11 protein-coding genes are annotated in these 16,318 nt (G+C 59.7%); 6 read left to right on the forward strand and 5 right to left on the reverse strand.

Annotated features, from left to right (window positions below; translation table 11 throughout):
- Nucleotides 1-271 precede the first annotated feature (271 nt).
- Nucleotides 272-1,444: a Fic family protein gene (locus PGW49_RS09645; protein WP_035136612.1), complete on the forward strand. Its 1,173-nt coding sequence runs from the start codon at nucleotides 272-274 to the stop codon at nucleotides 1,442-1,444.
- Nucleotides 1,445-1,797: 353 nt separating this feature from the next.
- Here the strand turns inward: PGW49_RS09645 and pyrE are convergent, their stop codons facing one another.
- Complete coding sequence (pyrE, locus tag PGW49_RS09650) at nucleotides 1,798-2,478, reverse strand: orotate phosphoribosyltransferase (protein WP_148332521.1); 681 nt, start codon at nucleotides 2,476-2,478, stop codon at nucleotides 1,798-1,800.
- A 437-nt stretch (nucleotides 2,479-2,915) separates the two neighbouring features.
- Here pyrE and mgtA point away from each other — a divergent pair, with 437 nt between their 5' ends.
- Entirely contained in the window at nucleotides 2,916-5,684 is a 2,769-nt protein-coding gene (gene mgtA, locus PGW49_RS09655) for a magnesium-translocating P-type ATPase (RefSeq protein ID WP_270226367.1), read from the forward strand.
- A 181-nt stretch (nucleotides 5,685-5,865) separates the two neighbouring features.
- Here mgtA and PGW49_RS09660 read toward each other — a convergent pair whose 3' ends face one another.
- Complete coding sequence (locus PGW49_RS09660) at nucleotides 5,866-7,410, reverse strand: helix-turn-helix transcriptional regulator (protein WP_270226368.1); 1,545 nt, start codon at nucleotides 7,408-7,410, stop codon at nucleotides 5,866-5,868.
- 375 nt (nucleotides 7,411-7,785) lie between these two features.
- Between PGW49_RS09660 and PGW49_RS09665 the strand changes: the two genes are divergently transcribed.
- The 4 genes from PGW49_RS09665 to PGW49_RS09680 all read left to right on the forward strand — a co-directional run bounded on the left by PGW49_RS09665 (nucleotide 7,786) and on the right by PGW49_RS09680 (nucleotide 12,080).
- Nucleotides 7,786-8,523, forward strand: coding sequence for a DUF4428 domain-containing protein (locus tag PGW49_RS09665; protein ID WP_055310636.1), 738 nt, complete (start codon nucleotides 7,786-7,788; stop codon nucleotides 8,521-8,523).
- Nucleotides 8,524-8,547: 24 nt separating this feature from the next.
- Nucleotides 8,548-9,870: a hypothetical protein gene (locus PGW49_RS09670; protein WP_270226369.1), complete on the forward strand. Its 1,323-nt coding sequence runs from the start codon at nucleotides 8,548-8,550 to the stop codon at nucleotides 9,868-9,870.
- Between the two features lie 48 nt (nucleotides 9,871-9,918).
- Entirely contained in the window at nucleotides 9,919-11,157 is a 1,239-nt protein-coding gene (locus PGW49_RS09675; RefSeq protein ID WP_270226371.1) for an SPFH domain-containing protein, read from the forward strand.
- Between the two features lie 80 nt (nucleotides 11,158-11,237).
- Nucleotides 11,238-12,080 carry a hypothetical protein gene (locus PGW49_RS09680; RefSeq protein ID WP_270226372.1) on the forward strand — a complete coding sequence of 281 codons (843 nt, stop codon included), beginning with the start codon at nucleotides 11,238-11,240 and terminating at the stop codon, nucleotides 12,078-12,080.
- 109 nt (nucleotides 12,081-12,189) lie between these two features.
- On the opposite strand, the gene PGW49_RS09685 is transcribed toward PGW49_RS09680, so the two are convergent.
- The 3 genes from PGW49_RS09685 to PGW49_RS09695 are packed head-to-tail and all read right to left on the reverse strand — an operon-like array spanning nucleotide 12,190 to nucleotide 16,102.
- Nucleotides 12,190-12,810 carry a response regulator transcription factor gene (locus PGW49_RS09685; protein ID WP_270226373.1) on the reverse strand — a complete coding sequence of 207 codons (621 nt, stop codon included), beginning with the start codon at nucleotides 12,808-12,810 and terminating at the stop codon, nucleotides 12,190-12,192.
- Entirely contained in the window at nucleotides 12,807-14,300 is a 1,494-nt protein-coding gene (locus PGW49_RS09690) for a sensor histidine kinase (RefSeq protein ID WP_333494018.1), read from the reverse strand. The genes PGW49_RS09685 and PGW49_RS09690 overlap by 4 nt, the downstream gene beginning before the upstream one ends.
- A gap of 2 nt (nucleotides 14,301-14,302) precedes the next feature.
- Nucleotides 14,303-16,102, reverse strand: a complete 1,800-nt coding sequence (locus PGW49_RS09695) for a histidine kinase N-terminal 7TM domain-containing protein (protein ID WP_270226375.1) — start codon at nucleotides 16,100-16,102, stop codon at nucleotides 14,303-14,305.
- Nucleotides 16,103-16,318: the final 216 nt, after the last annotated feature.

The raw sequence follows: 16,318 nt of genomic DNA on the forward strand, positions 1-16,318 counted from the left end.
GAACCTCCAGTCCGGACCGCCCCGCGGTCCAACTTTCTGTCCGCACCCCCCTTTGAGGCCGTCACCGAGCCAAAAACGGGAGATTATCCGCTCTCATTTTGGACAACCCCCCCCCTGTACCAAGCCGAGCTCCATGGTCAAGTAATAACGACTTCTCATCATTAGATTGTTTACATCAATTCTAATAACTATTTAATCCTTAAACTCGTTATTAGAATTGATATGATTAGCCTAATAACGAGTTTCCGGCACTAAAGATATGGAGGGCGCGATGCAAATCGAGGAGAACGGCCAGGGAACGCTCCGCAATAATCTATCGGGGAAATTGGCTTACTATTCGTTTTTTCCAACGCCCTTGCAATCATTGAGGCAGCTAAACCTCACCGAGGAAACCTATCGCACGCTTTCCGCATGCTCACGAAAGCTTGGAGAGCTTGAAGGCATGCTCTACTTTGTTCCCAACGCCGACATGTATCTGACAATGTACGTGCGCAAAGAAGCACTCCTTTCTTCGCAAATTGAAGGAACCCAGTGCACGTTTGACGACCTACTTAGTCCATCGCAAACACAACTCCATCATAAAGATGTCGCAGACGTCGTGAATTACGTCCGTGCTGTCGACCGCGGCGTAGAACTGCTCAAAAAGATGCCCTTGTGCACGAGACTTCTTAGGCAAGTTCATGCGGTCCTGCTGGACGGAGTGCGCGGAACGGAGAAGAATCCAGGCGAGCTGCGCTCCTCACAAAACTGGATTGGCCCCTCAGGCTGCACCATTGCAACCGCATCGTTTGTCCCTCCAAACATTGAAGATTTGAGTAACACGCTCCAGGACCTCGAACGCTTTATCAATGAGCCTCAAGTCGAAATGGATCCGATTGTGCGGGCGGCGCTCGTCCATTACCAATTTGAAACTGCCCATCCATTCCTAGACGGAAACGGTCGCCTGGGCAGGCTTCTCATTACACTTATGCTCATCAATGATGGCGTTCTTCATTCTTGCTTGTTCTATCCATCGTTCCAGTTCAAGAAAAATCGAAGCGAGTACTACCGGCAACTCACATCCGTAAGGGAGAGAGGCACTTACGAGGAATGGATAGAGTTTTTCTGCAACAGTCTTCTCGAGAGTGCGAAGGACTCGGTAGGGTCTTTAAAAAACCTTGTTGACCTCCATAACCGTTCCACAGCAACCATTACCGAAAATCTCGGAAGGACCGCTGCAAACGGGCAAAGGCTGTTGGGCATTCTTGAAGAGCACCCCATCGTCGACACCGCATTCATCGCTGCCCAACTCGATATCGGCAGGAGTACCGCGAGCTCGCTTGTCAAATCATTTGAAGAATTGGGTATCCTCCGTCCGCTCGACGAGTCAAGACAGAGATACCGGCAGTACGGGTATGAAGAGTATCTTTCGATTCTCAGGGAAGACGCCGAGCCGATTAGATAGGCATCGCAGCCCAGGCAAATTAAAGCGAGCGTGGATAATCTCCCACTTTGAGCCCGCACACAGGCCAAAACCGGGAGATTATCCACGCTCATTTCTGACTAGTCATTTATGAACGTCCCCAATGACTAGTCCGGCAACGCCGATGTTTCGGCAACGACAGCGAGCGAGCCGCATTCGGAGCAAGACGACGCCGCAGGTAGAGAACGGACAGCGAGCGGGTCGCATTTGAGACAAGGTGACGTGAAACGAAAGGGCGCTGACCTTCTGGTCGCGCCCTTGAAGTTGAACGTCAGATTGTCCAAATGCGGCCCGCGCAGCGTCGAGCAGTTACGGCGTTTGGTAAAACGCCGTAACTAACGTGCTCCGTACTGCTCGTAGTAGGCGTCGATGGCGGTCTTGAGCTCGTCGTCGATGACAACCTTGCCGTCGATCTCGTGGTTGTAGAGGGTCTCGACGACCTCAGCCATGGAGACGATGCTCGCGACGGGGAAACCGTACTTGGCCTCGATCTCCTTCTGCGCGGTGGTCACACCGCCCTTGCCGACCTCCATGCGGTTGAGGGACACGATCAGGCCCTTGATCTCGACATCGGCAGCAGCCTTGACCTTGGGATAGGTCTCGTCGATGGACTTGCCGCTGGTGGTAACGTCCTCGACCATGACCACACGGTCGCCGTCCTTGGGCTCATAACCCAGCAGGTTGCCCTTATCGGCACCGTGGTCCTTGGCCTCCTTGCGGTCGCAGCAGTACTTGACCTCCTTGCCGTACAGCTCGTGGTAGGCAATTGCGGTCACGACGGCCAGCGGAATACCCTTGTAGGCCGGTCCAAACAGCACATCAAAGTCGTCGCCAAAGTTATCGTGGATGGCCTGGGCGTAATACTCGCCCAGCTTCTTGAGCTGATAGCCCGTCACGTAAGCGCCGGCGTTCATAAAGAACGGGGACTGACGGCCGCTCTTGAGCGTAAAGCTGCCGAACTTAAGGACGTCGGACTCGACCATAAACTTGATGAACTCTTGCTTGTAAGCCTCCATGCGGGCTCCTCTCGTAATCGCGTACGTGCCTTCCAGTTTAGCGCAGGCGAAGCGTCGATGCGGGCGCGCTTTGGGGCCACGGCATTCTGTAAAGGCTTTGTCAGGGGGAATGGTTTTCCGAACAATGGGGTTGACATGTCAAACCCCCTCATCAAGAATACGGGCGGATTAAAAAGGGGTACGAGATACCCAAAGCGCGCTGCGCTCAGCCTTTAGGAGGTGTGCCATGGAAGGCAGTCCTAGTCGAAAAACCTGCATGTCGCCCTCGGCACGCCGCGAGGACTCCGCACACGCATAAACGCCACCGGCAGATCGCCAAAACCACCGCAAAGGCGCGCTGCACCCTTTGTGGGCTCAAGAGCTTGACGTGAGCGACATCTAGGTTTTTTGAAGCAAATACGACACGTACGCTAACTCCCCTCAACAAGGAGGACCCTATGCTGATGCTCAAAACCGTCACGGTACTCGAAGCCATCTCCAAGCGCCGCCGCACGGCGCGCCCTGCCGCTCATACCGGCCTGTCCAAGAACACCATATTCGCCGCCACCCATAGTGCCGAGGACGCCCTCGTACTGCTTGACGCCACGGCAAACGGCCTCACCGTCGAGCAGGCAACTGAGCGCCTGAACGCCGTCGGCCCCAACACCATCGAGGCAACGACCAAAACGCTCGCCCGCCGCATCGCCGACGCGTTCATCGATCCCTTCGCCGGCATCCTCGCCGCGCTCGCACTGGTCTCGCTCTACATCGACGTGCTCGCCGTGCCCGAACCGCAGCGCGACCCCTCCACGGTCATCGTCATCGGCACCATGCTGCTGGTATCGGGCGGCATGAAGTTTATCCAGGAAGCCCGCAGCGGCAATGCGGCCGAGGCCCTCAAGGACCTGGTCTCCAACACTTGCACCGCCCTGCGCGACGGCGAGCGCATCGAGATCCCCTTCGACGAGCTCGTCCCCGGCGATGTAATCCGTCTCTCTGCCGGCGATATGGTGCCGGCAGATGCCCGCATCATCACCGCGCGCGACCTGTTTGTGATCGAGTCCGCACTCACCGGCGAGAGCGAGGCCGTCGAGAAGACCACCGCCGTCACCGTCGTCGAGGGCGCCGACGGCTCCGCACTGCCACTCTCTGCCTGCAAGAACATCGTCTTTACCGGCACCTCCGTGCAAAACGGCGCCGCCATGGCGCTTGTCGTTGCCACCGGCTCGGACACCTACCTGGGCGGCATCGCCAAGATGCTCAACGGGCGCGGCGAAAAGAGCGCGTTTGACCGCGGCGTCTCGAGCGTCTCCATGCTGCTGGTGCGCCTGATGCTCGTTATGGCGCCGGCCGTCTTTGCCATCAACGCCGCCACCAAGGGCAACGTCATCGACGCGCTGCTGTTCGCCACGAGCGTGGCCGTGGGCATCACGCCGCAGATGCTTCCCGTCATCGTGACCACGAGCCTGTCGCAGGGCGCCAAGGACCTCGCCCGTCGCCAGGTTATCGTCAAGGAGCTGCCGGCGATTCAAAACCTCGGAGCGATGGACGTCCTGTGCTGCGACAAGACCGGCACCCTCACCGAAGACCGCATCGTGCTCGAGCGCTACCTCAACACCGATGGCAACGAGGACGCGCGCGTGCTGCGCCATGCGTTTTTGAACAGCTTCTTCCAGACCGGCCTCAAAAATCTTATCGACCTGGCCGTAATCGACCGTGCCGATGTGACGCCCTCGACCGTCGCACCCGATTCCATGCTGGGCCAGAGCCTGCGCGACCGCTACACCAAGGTCGACGAGGTTCCCTTCGATTTCTCGCGCCGTCGCCTGAGCGTAGTTGTCGCCGACGCCCAAGGCAAAACCCAGATGGTTACCAAGGGCGCTGCCGAGGAAATGCTCGAGATCTGCTCCTTTGTCGAGATCGATGGCATCGCTCAGCCGCTCACCGACGAGAAGCTCGCCCAGATTCGCAAGCAGATCGCCGGACTTAACGCCGAGGGCCTACGCGTAATTGCCGTGGCGCAGAAGACCAATCCGCGCTGCGTGGGCGAGTTTGGCATCGCCGACGAGTGCGACATGGTGCTGATGGGCTTTTTGGCCTTCCTCGATCCGCCCAAAGCAAGTGCCGCGGGCGCCGTCGCCACCCTCGAGGCCAAGGGCGTGGCGGTCAAGGTCCTAACCGGCGACAACGACCGCGTCGCCGCCACCGTCTGCGAGCAGATTGGTATCGATGCGAGCAACGTCTTGCTCGGCTCCGAGATCGATGCGCTCGATGACGCCGAACTTGCCAAGCGCGCCGAGAAAACCCACCTCTTCGCCAAGCTCTCGCCGCTGCAGAAGGCGCGCCTGGTACGTGTCATGCGCGAGATGCTCGGCCACACCGTGGGCTTTATGGGCGACGGCATCAACGACGCCGCCGCCATGCGTGCGAGCGATTGCGGCATCTCGGTCGATTCGGCCGTCGATATTGCCAAGGAATCCGCCGATATCATCTTGCTTCAGAAGGACCTGGGCGTGCTCGAGCGCGGCATCATCGAAGGCCGCCGCACTTACGGCAACCTGCTCAAGTACCTCAAGACCACGGTGAGCTCCAACTTTGGCAATGTGCTGTCCGTGACCGTCGCGAGCCTGTTCTTGCCGTTTTTGCCCATGAGCGCCCTGCAGCTGGTACTGCTGTCGCTGGTCTACGAGATCGTGTGCATCGCACTGCCGTGGGACACCGTCGATGACGCCTGGACTGCCCGCCCGCGTGCCTGGGACGCCGCATCCATCAAGGGCTTTATGCTCGAGCTGGGCCCCGTGAGCTCGCTGTTTGACATCGTGACCTTCGCCGCGCTCTTCTTTGTCGTGTGCCCCGCCGCCGTGGACGCAAGCTGGTCCGAGCTTGCCGCCGCGGGCGACGTCGCGGGTATGGCGACCTTTGCTGCGCTCTTCCAGAGCGGCTGGTTTGTCGAGTCCATGTGGTCGCAGACACTCGTGGTCCACATGTTGCGCTCCCCGCATCTGCCGAGCCCGCGCGACCACGCCGCGCCCGCATTGTGCGTTCTTACCGTGCTGGGCCTGGCGCTCGTCACCTGGCTGCCGGCAAGCCCCATCGCCGATGTGCTCGGCCTCATGCCGCTGCCCACGAGCTTTTTTGGGCTGCTCATTGGCATCGTTATCGCCTATATCGCGCTCACCCAGCTGGCAAAGTGCCGCTACATTGCCCGCCACGGCGAGCTGCTGTAGCAAGTAGACGGAAAACACCCTGCCAGCTGCCGTTGCCACTACCACAGCTGCCAACGCCGCTGCCGCTGCCTCTGCCGCCGCCGCAGTCTATCCCCCCAGCAGTTGCGGTGAAATAGTTCCTGTTTAAAGCCCCGTGACTTTAATTTAGGGACTATTCCACCGCAACTTATTGGGAGGTTAGCTAGTCCTTGGGTGTCCAGGACCAGAAGAAGTTGATAAGGGCCACACGCGAGGCGGTACCGGCCTTTTTGTTGATCGAGGAAATGTGGCGATAGAGCGTGGAGCGCGAAAGAAAGAGCGTTGTGGCGATGTCCTGAACGCTCTGGTCCGAAACGACCAAGACCTCAAGAATATCGCGCTCGCGCTCTGTAAGCCCAAAGGTGGCGACGAAGGCATCAAGGCGTTCATCGGACGTGAGCTCCGCTGCCTCCACGGGCTCGGGGTCGGAGCATGTGGGCGCAAGATCCCCACCAAGATCGTCGGTGGCAAGCGGCAGTCCGTCCCGCATCGCGGCATCATCGGCCCGTTGCCCCAACTGCCCCAGCAGCGTAATCGCAATGCCCACAAACATCACGAGCGCCGCACCGACCGCAGCCAGCACATTTTGACTCGAGATAATCGCCACTGCCGGCGCCGTCACGAACATCGAGCACACGTTGTTGACGACGCGACCCATGCACGGCCAAAAATATGACCAGCGCGCATAGAGCGAGACGGCGGCATATTTTGTGGTAAAGAACACCACGAAAAAGCCCAAGCCCAGATAAAAGATGCTCGTGGCAGCAAGCTCGTTGCCGCCATTGCCATCGACGATGAGCACAAAGAACGAAAGCGTGGACAGTATGGCGGCACATGTCATGCCGATATTCATATACGAGCGGCCGTGCAGGTCAAATAGTGCGCCAGCGACCAACGAGCTCACGACAAGCAGCAGGCGCGGCCAATCGCCCAAATCGACGGCTCCGACAGCATGCAGGGTCGTGAAGCCCGCGTTGAGAGCGGCGAATACGCTGGAAAGATACGCCGTCGCCACGGTCAGGCGAACTACGGCGCGACGGAATGCCGCCTTTGCCTCGGGATCGTCATGCCACTTGGCGCCATATTCCAGAGCATCTACCGAAAGCCCGGCAGCACTGGGTTCAAAGTTGGGATCGGACTCGTCGCGCAGCTTGGCGCGTCGGGCACTGTGGAGCAACGCCACCTGCGCGATCGCACAGACGACCAGAACAGCCTGCTGAGGAATGCCGACAGGCACCACCATGTGGTTGAGAACCTGCACCAGAACGCCCATGGCGTAAGAAAGTGCGGCGGCGCGCGCCAAGCAGGGCGTTCGCGCAAAGCGCCTCGTAAAATTTGCATGAGCAGTCGATCCGCAGTAGCCCAGCGCGCAGCACGCCACCAAACCGCCGGTAATTACCACCTCAACCTGAACCGCCATAATCAACAGCAGCAATGCCGCCACCAGCAAAACGCCCGTGACGTCACTCGTCGCGTCAATGGCATGGGGACGGCGATAGTACAGAATGGGACGCACAAAAAAGCCAATCACGCTCGCGCCGATGACAAGGCTCTCATAAATAACGACCTCGTTCGGAGACACGAACTCGGCCATGCGCACATCAAAAAGATACTCGCACGCCAAAAACGTGAAGAAGAACAGCACCAGGCATATAATCTCCCGAATGCCCCGACGCAAATATGCGGTTGTGTCTCCCATGCCCCTCATGGTTAACCCCCAGCCGCTCAATTGTCTGGAAATCTATTTTAATAAAGAACCAGTCTCAATATCGAAGCCAGGCTTGAAATGCTGCAAATTTGACCCCAGCCGTTCACGTCACACCGCGGTTTTGAGCCTCATGGACCAGAAGGGACACGCGCGGCCTCTAGCTCGGCCAGGAGTGTCCCCAACTACCACTCATTTAAGTACGTCCCCAATGAGTGCAATGACTACCCGCAGCAAGGAGTGTCCCTATGTGTCGGATGAAAAATGGGCCATGTGTCCCAGTTGTGGAGACTCCTTGAGCCGTCTGGGTATCGCGAAGGATCGCGCACTCCCCCATCATCAAAAGTGACACACGCTACCAGTTGATGGGAGGCAGCCATGGGCTTCTTTGACAAGATGTTCGAGAAGAAAGAGTGCGCGATTTGCGGTACCGAGCTGGGACTTCTAGGTAAGACAAAAATCAATGAAGGCTACCTGTGCAAAGAGTGCGCCGGCAAGCTCTCCCCCTACTTTCACGGCTATCGCTCCAGCACCGCGGACGATATCCGTGAGCAACTCGCCTACCGCGAGGCCAACGCCGAGCGCCTGTCTTCGTTCAACCCCACGCGCACGCTTTCTGCCGGGCGCACCAATATTATGCTCGATGAGGACGCGGGCCTGCTGATCATCACTTCGCAGAGCCGCTGGCGCGACGCCAATCCCGACATCATCGAGTTCTCGCAGGTACTCGGCTGCGATATGGATATCGACGAGCAGCGCACCGAGATCTATCGCGAGACCAAGGACGGCGAGCGCGAGAGCTACAACCCGCCGCGCTACGACCTGGATTACGACTTTAATCTGACCATCCACGTCAACACGCCGTACTTTACCGAAATCAACCTGCGCGTGAACGACTCCACCATCGATCAGCGCGGCTCCATCGAATACCGCGAGGCCAAGCGCCAGGCAACCGAGGTCCGCGACGCGCTGGTGCAGCTGCGCCAGGAGACGCGCGATAGCGTCGTGGCCGCCAAGGCCCCCAAGACCGCGGTCACCTGCCCCTTCTGCGGAGCCACCACCATTCCCGATGCCAGCGGGCGCTGCGAATACTGCGGCGGCGCCATCGGCGCATAGCCTCCGGCAGCGAAAGGACCGATCATGGCCTTCGAGAGCGTCAACTATCAATGCCCCGCGTGTGGCGGCCCCCTTCACTTTGCCAGTGCCGAGCAAAAGCTCGTCTGCGACTACTGTGACTCGCGCTTTGAAGTCGAAGAAGTCGAGGCCCTCTATCGCGAGCGCCAGGACAAGGCCGACGCCAAAGCCGATGCGGCAGCCGCAACGCCCAAGCCCGTCGCCGACGACGCGGTGCAGGAGCTCGCCCAAAACGCCGGCTACATCTGCTCGTCGTGCGGCGCCGAGCTCGTGTCCGACGGCACCGTCGCCGTCACCACCTGCCCGTACTGCGGCAACTCCGCCGTGGCGCCCGGCCAGCTCTCGGGCGACTTCTCGCCCGACCTAGTAATTCCGTTTAAGCTCGGGCGCGATGACGTCACGGCCGCACTCAAGGAACACTACAAGGGCAAGATCTTGCTGCCCAAGAGCTTTGTCACCGGCAACCACATCGACGAGGTCCAAGGTGTCTACGTGCCGTTTTGGCTCTACGGCGCCCGCGTTGACGGCGAAGTGTACTTTGACGCGACCAACGAGACCGTGACCGAGGAATCCGACCGCACCGTCACGACCACCGACCACTACGATGCCTATCGCAAGGGCAATATCTCGTTTAAGCGCGTGCCCGTCGACGGATCGTCCAAGATGCCCGACGGCCACATGGATGCCATCGAGCCGTTTGACTACGACGCGCTGCGCCCGTTCTCGGTCGCATATATGCCCGGCTACATCGCCAACCGTTACGACGAGGACTGCGAGACCTGCAAGGCGCGCGCCGAACGCCGTATGGAAGAAAGCACAATCTCGGCCCTGCGCGAGACCGTCGTCGACGAATACGACGATGCCACGGTCGAAAGCAAGCAGCTCGACTACACCTGGGAAGACAGCGACTACGCCCTGTTCCCCGTCTGGATGCTCTCCACCTCGTGGAACGGCAAGAGCTACCTGTTTGCCATGAACGGCCAGACCGGCCGCTTGGTCGGCGAGCTCCCCTGCTCCAAGCCCAAGCTCGCCATCGCCTCGGTGCTGTTCTTCGTGATCGGATTTATCCTCTCCCAGATTCTCTTTATGGGGGAATACGCCTTCGATCCGGATTACCTCACCTTTGATATCGAGGGCATCCTCATCAACGTCATCGCGCCGCTGATCATCGTGATTATCGGAGACGTGCTACTGGTAGGCCAGCTCAAGACGGCCAACGAGGCCACCCACGCCGACGAGTACTGCGGCGAGCTCGACCTGACCGAGAAGCACGACACCTTCAGCCACACCGAGACCACCGTTGTCATGAAAGACGACAAGGACGACTAAGCAATCCAACCAATACCACCCGGCCTTTGACGAGAAAGGAAGATTACCATGGGACTCTTGAAAGCTGGATTGGGAGCTGCCGGCGGCGTCATGGCCGACCAGTGGAAGGATTTTATCTATTGCGAATCGATGCCTGCTGACGTCTTGGCCTGCAAGGGCAGCAAACGCACCGGTGGCCGCAGCTCCAACACGCGCGGCGAGGACAACGTCATCTCCAACGGCTCGGTCATCGCCGTCAACGACGGCCAGGGCATGCTCGTGGTGCAAAACGGCAAGATCATCGAAGTCGCGCTGGAGCCCGGTGAGTTCGTCTTCGATACCGGCAGCGAGCCGAGCGTCTTTAGCGGCAACCTGGGCGACTCCATCAAGGAGACCTTCGCCAATATCGGCAGCCGCTTTACCTTTGGCGGCGACGCGGGCAAGGACCAGCGCGTCTACTTCATCAACACCAAGGAGATCATCGGCAACAAGTACGGCACCGCCTCGCCCGTGCCCTTCCGCGTGGTCGATAACAACATTGGCCTGGACGTCGACATCTCCGTGCGCTGCAACGGCGAGTATTCGTATCGCATCACCAACCCGCTGCTGTTCTACACCAACGTGTGCGGCAACGTGACCGATAGCTATACGCGCGACAAGATCGACAGCCAGCTTAAGTCCGAGCTGCTCACCGCCCTGCAGCCCGCCTTTGCCAAGATTTCGGAGATGGGCATCCGCTACAGCGCCATCCCCGGCCACACCACCGAGCTCGCCCGTGCGCTCAACGAGGTCCTCTCTGCCGACTGGCGTGACCTGCGTGGCGTCGAGATCGTGAGCTTTGGCGTCAACTCCATCGCCGCCTCGCAAGAGGACGAGCAGATGATCAAGGACCTGCAGAAAGCCGCGGTCATGCGCGATCCCACTATGGCGGCAGCCAACATTGCCAGCGCCCAGAGCGACGCAATGCGCGCGGCAGCCGCCAACCCCAACGGCGCGATGGCGGGCTTTATGGGCATGGGCATGGCAGGCGGCATGGGCGGTATGAACGCCAGCCAGCTGTTCGCCGCCGGCCAGGCGCAGCAGCAGGCCGCCCCGCAGCCGGCTCCGGCACCCGCTCCCGCACCGGCTCCCGCCGCACCTGCGGCCGGCACATGGACCTGCAGCTGCGGCGCCACCAACACCGGCAAGTTCTGCTCCGAGTGCGGCAGCCCCGCGCCCGCGCCCGCACCGGCCAAGTGGTTCTGCCCCAACTGCGGCAGCGAAAACGGCGGCAAGTTCTGCAGCAACTGCGGAACGCCCAGGCCCTAGCCCCTTTATCTGGTAATTGGCGGGGGTTCCGCCACTCCCGCATTTGCTTCTATGGGTTTCGTTCGATAAAGGAGGACACCATGAAGACAACGTTCAAAAAGTCCGTACTCGCATTCCTGACATGCGTCCTGGCGCTCGCCTTTGCCCTGACGGGCTGCAGCGGCGGCGGCAAGGACCCCAAGGCCAACTTCGTCGGCAGCTGGCAGTACTCGGGTGGAACCTTGGACGGCGAAGAGCTCACCGATGAGTACATGGATATGCTCAAGGAGTGGGGCCTCAACTGTATCCTGATCCTCGACGAAGACGGCACGGGCGTCCTCGACATGTTCCTTGAGGTCGCCGACCTGAAATGGGAGGCCAAGGACGCCACCACCGTAACGATTACCGCCGAAGATGAGTCGCACGACCTGAAGCTCAAGGACGACAAGCTCGTCCTCGAGGTGGAAGGCGACAAGATTATCTTTACGAAGTCCGACAAGGATCTGTCCGGTACGGTGAAGAAGGATCGCGAGAACGCCGAGAAGGAAGAAGAGATCGATGAGGCCGTCGAAGACGACGACGTCCAGAGCATCGAAATCTCCCCCGCCGTCACCGTCGCCGATGACGACCTGTGCACCATCACCATCACCGAGAAGTTCAAGGACGACTGGGGCGACATCGGCTTTGTCGTCAACATCACCAACAAGAGCGACAAGGACCTGACCTTCTACGCTCCTTCCGGCAAGACCAACGTCAACGGCACCATGAAGGAACCCTGGTTCTCGGCTCACCTGATGCCCGGCACCAACGCCACCGAGGAATTCACGTTCTCGAGCGGCGAGCTTGACAGCCTTGACGACCTCGTCAATACGACCATCGGCATCGACGCCTACCTGACCGATTCCTACGAGGACGTCGCCTCTTACACCGCAACTATCGCGTAACGGCACGTAACATCAGCCGCGGATTGGCGGACACATCCGCGCACACCAGACGGGGCCGCAGGAGTTGATCCTGCGGCCCCGTCGTTTTTATGCCGATACGCAACGAGCGTTAGCGCTCCATGTTGGGAACGATGCTGCCTTCGGTCACCGCATGCACGGCCAGGCGCATGATGTTGTCGTAGCCGGTCTTGCTCAGGATCTCCGAGATGCGGCGCTTGATGGTGCCCTCGCTCATAAACAGCTCGGCCGCGATCTCGCGGCGGCTCTTGCCCTCGCAGGCAAGGCGCAAAATCGACAGCTCAACATCGTCGAGTGCCGCCGTGCCCGAAAAAATGCTCTCGGGCGGCTTGGGAAACGTGCAATAGCCCGCCAGCGTGGAGCGCATCACGGCGAACAGCTCGTCGATACCGACGTTCTTGTACACAAAGCTATCGACGCCCGCCTCGCGGGCCTGATCGACAAAGGTGATCTCGGGCATGCCGGTCATGATAATGATGCGACACTCGGGCAGCTGCTCCTTGATGCGCGCCGCCGCCACGATGCCGTTGGAATCATGCTCGGTGCATACGTCCATCAGTATCATGTCCGGGCGCTCCTTAAGCACAACGTCCAAGGCATCCGAGGCGTCGGCGATCGCGGCAACAACCGTCATGTCGGGCTGGTCACCGACGGAGCGCGCGAGGCTCTCGCGCAAGATAGCCTGGTCTTCGACGATTAACACGCGAATCATGAACTTCTCCTTTGGACCGTGGCGCTGGAGGCGAGCGGGATGGACACCGTAAGCGTGAAGGGCGGGGCGGTGTGGACTTCCAGGCTGCCGCCCAGATTCTGTGCGACATGCCTCATACCTGGGATACCCGTTCCCTCGCGATACGATACGGGTGCAGGCGCGCCGTCGTTAGAAACGGTCATCCGCGCAACAGCGCCGTCTTCCGACGTCTCCTGCCGCAGGCGCACATGGACCTGATGGGCCTGTGCATGCTTGGTGGCATTGGTCGAGGCCTCGCGGATAATCTGCAGAAAGGCTGCGGCGACACGCGCGTCGCTTGGCAGCTCGCCCTCCACATCGATCTGCACGCTCACCAGGCCAAAGGCATGGACGATATCGCCCAGTTGCTCTGCCGGTTCGGTGTCGCCTCCGCTGCGCAGATCGGCAGCGATTGAGCGCAGCAGCGGGTCGATCTGCTCGAGTGACTCATCGTCCAGGCGCCCCTCCTCCAGATAACGATGGAGGATGGACAGGCGCTGCCCGATCACGTCGTGCACGCGAGCGCGCATACGCAGATAGGCCGCATTGTCAGCAACTTTTTTGACTTCTTCGATCTGGGCTTGGAGCTCTTGGCCCGCAAGCTCAAGCAGGTGGTTGGCTTGCGCCAAGCGGTCGTAGGCGTGTGCGTATTCCGTCACGTCCAGGCCGACGACACGCTCGAACGGACGGCCCGAGACCGTAACGGAGTCACGCACGAACAGACGAATCTCGGAAGGAGAGATCTCGACCACGACGCGATCCCTACCAAAGCGATCAAGGTCGATATGGGCGCGATTAGCGCTGCTTTCGGGCATTTGCATGCTAAGTTTGCGCAGGTCGTTCCATGTGCTGCTCATGTCGCGTAGATCGGTTGGCATATGAAGTTCCACCAGGTTTTTGCGCATGCAGCGGTTCATGAGTAGCGGACGGCCCCTCGGGTCTAGATACAGGATGCCCACGGGAATCACGTTGATGGTCTCGATCGTCGAGAACATGGTGATATCCTCCTGGCGGTTACGGACGTCCATCAAGAGCGCCGCGATGGAACGGAACAGGAAGAACGCTCCCTCTGCGATAAGGACAACGGTCCACGCCGAGCCCATGGCAAAAACCACCGGTGGTGTAACGGCGACAACAAGCGACAGCTCGGCCAGCATGACGGGGCGACGATAGCGCACCATAAGCACCACGCCATAGGCAAAGATTGCGGCATTGAGCCACAGCACTCCGCCCATTGCCCTGGCGCAAACGTCAAGCGGCGCCACCAGATACGAGCCAGACGACGCGAACAGGATAAGCGCCGAAACCACCAGGTGAACCACGAGGCTCGCCTCGTAGGCGCAAATCACCTTACGGTTATAGGACGAGCGGCGCGATGAAATGAGCGGGACGTGGATCGTCTGCAGACACGCAGCCAGGGCAAAGACAACATCGAGCGCAACGATTTGGGGAAGGATGAGCGAAATCTGCATCGTCACTCACCCGCCCTCGGCATCAAGACGATCATGCGCAGCTGGCCGGGCTCGCCCTCAAGGCGGTATGCCACGTTGCGCCCTTGCAGAGCGCTTCCGAGCTCTTGCGCAGCGGGCGTCTGCGAAAGATCTTCATCATCGTTGGAAAAAAGCGTGGCGCGCAGCTCGACACTGCATCGGTCATGGTCGCCCAAGTGATACATAAGTGCCGGATGGTCGGTGGTGTAGGCAAAAAACGCAAAGTCATACACGCAGTCGTACAGGGCGCTTACCGTACTGGCGTGCATCGGGCGCCGTATGGCGATAATCGAGGCGCAATCGATATCGATGGTGCGCAGGTCGCTTGCGAGCTCGTTGGCAATGAGCTGAATACGGTCGCGGTCAAAACCGCTCTCCCCGTGCTGTGCCAACGTGAGCGACCCTTTGCGTTTGCAATAGGCAACGAGCATCTTGGCGCGCTGCAGCATGCGGTAACGCTCGTGCGAAGACGCTTCGTCGGTCAACGGCGGCAGCGAGCTCAGCAGGTCGTACATCCCTTCGAGCGCGCGGGCAAGCGCCTGGTCCACGTCTTGGACCAGCAAGGTCTCGGCCTCTTGGTCTGCCAGGTGCGTCTTAAGGTCGTAGTCGGCAGCGAGCAGCTCGTTTTGACGCTGCAGCTCCATGCGACGGTGTGTCAGTTCACGGTTAAGCTCGTTGAGATCCGACACGTCTTGGGCAAGCAGGGCCGATCCACCCAGCAGTGGAAAGGCTCGGTACATTGCATCGGGATTGGACTCCACGGCAAAGGCATGGGCATGCCCGTGTTCCTGGGCTCGCAGCTCTTCGCACACGCCTACCGGCATTGGCTTTGACACTGGCGTGGCATAGACTTCCTGCAGGTCGCGCGTTAGAACTTTGAGGTCGAGCGGCAAGGTGTCGAAGATGCCGGCGATGTCGTGATATGACGGAATGACACCGCAATCGAGACAGATTTCCATCGCCACCACACACAAGACGCAATAGATGAGCGAGAAGTTGAGCCTCCATGCCCAGGGCACGCGCAACGCATATGAGATGGCAAAGAACGCGCCGCCCAGCAGCACGAGCGCCGCCGTGCCCGAGAAACGTTGGATGCGAAAGGACGAGGACCGGCTCACCAGGATAAAAAAGGCCACAAAGTTAAAGGCCGTCCACACGAGGACGGCGAAATAACCCCAGCCGTACGTGTAATCGTTGCTCCAGGTGTCGCTTGTACGGTCAAAGTGGAAGACCTGCTGGTGAAAATCGTTGGTGAGCACAAATCCGATAAGCAGGATAGCCATAATCCACAGCGCAGCGCAGCAGCGGCGACCCAGGCGGTGTTGCTCCAGGCCCGCAAGGCGCAGACCACACAACTGGTAGAGCAGCGGAATGAGCGTCATGGGCACGTAGTACAGGTACCACAGCACGGTGGCATAGAACGGCGTGAACGACTTGTACTTGAGAATGACTTCGATCATCCACAGGGCGCAGATGGTGGCGACGGCAACAAGGCGGCGGCGCAGCACATAGTCCAAACAGCGCAGATAGACCGATACGCCCCAGATCGAAAATATAATTGCGGCGACAAGAAGCGGGAGAGAGCTCGAGTGGACGAGCGCATCCACGACCTCTTCGGACACCTCGCTATAGGCGGGCACGGCATTGGAAAGCTTGGAATCGGAGGCGAACAACGCCGGCAAGACTGCCAAAAGTATAAGGAACAGCGCGGTGGTGACACCGGCGACAGAAAAGACGCGGTGACGGTATACCCGATGTGTTATGCCAACAAGGAATCGCGGCATGGCGAAGAGCCTTCCGCCCCTGGGATCCGCAACCGGCGCGGTCCGGGCGGCCGCGTGGCCGATATGTCGCTCGCGGGTACCCATAGTGCTTTTAGTGTACCGACAGATGGGTCGAAAAAGCGGGCCGCATGTCCCAAAATCCGCAGACGGCAAGGCGCCCTTGATTATCAACTTCATCCGAACACTTCCCACATTCATCCGCACATGTGCGGATGA

The organism is Collinsella aerofaciens, assembly GCF_027679495.1.
In the GTDB taxonomy this organism is placed as follows: domain Bacteria; phylum Actinomycetota; class Coriobacteriia; order Coriobacteriales; family Coriobacteriaceae; genus Collinsella; species Collinsella aerofaciens_AK.